General features: G+C 67.2%; 1 pseudogene. It reads left to right on the top strand.

The window, feature by feature from the left end:
* Positions 1-298, top strand: a pseudogene (locus IZR01_RS51955) (hypothetical protein); the annotation flags it as partial.
* Positions 299-815: the final 517 nt, after the last annotated feature.

Below are 815 nucleotides of genomic sequence, written 5' to 3'. Positions count from 1 at the left end.
TTTTACGGCCTTCGGTTATGGTTGTGCCGGTTCGGGGTTCGGGTCGGCGGGTGGGTTGGTCGGCTGCCGGTTTTCGCGTTCACGACCCCGCCCCGCCTCAGGCCTCTTCAACTCCGGCAAGTTGGAACAAGAGCAGATCAACAGCCAGATCAAGAGCACAGGCAAGATCACAAGCAAGATCAAGGTCAAGAGCCCTGGTGAAGAGCCGGCGCCTCCGGCGGGGGCTCTCGGCTCCCTCGGGGAACTGGCGCGGTTCCATAGGGTGGTCCGGTCAGGGCTCTGCGGCGGCGGTTTGTGAGGTGGTGCGGTTCGTTCCCCTCGGTCGCGTCGTCAGCCCCAAGGGGTACAGCGCCGAACCCCGGGAGTAAAGTCCGCGCGCTTGCGGTTAGGCGGGCAGGTGGCGGCTGCGTACAGCGCGAACTTGACTCCCGAGAACCGGCACTGTAGGCAAAGCCCTGCCGACGCGACCGAGGGGAACGAACCGAAAACCGACCGGAAGAATACCAATCGCAGGGCCCGTAGACGCGGGCTGGGCGATGCGGCTGCCGGTGATGCCCTGGCGGCGGGCCGGTGGGCAGCTGGTCGAGAACATGCCCGAGTGCGGTATGCAGTATCCGGTATGCCCTATGCGGCAATGGACCGGCCGTGCTCTCGGCTGCCAACCGCCGACCGCCGCCATCGCCCGGCAGCACCTTGCTATCCGCCAGCATCGGCCTTGGCGGCCAGGCGAGCCCGCGCCCGCGCCCGCATCTGCACTCGCACTCGCACTCGCCAGCCTAGAATGCGCACTCTCGGGACTGCCGCGCTGCCACGCG

Source organism: Catenulispora pinisilvae (assembly GCF_015356865.1).
GTDB lineage: Bacteria > Actinomycetota > Actinomycetes > Streptomycetales > Catenulisporaceae > Catenulispora > Catenulispora pinisilvae.
Note: the sequence above shows the minus strand (reverse complement) of the source record. Positions and strands in the feature narration are given on the sequence as shown.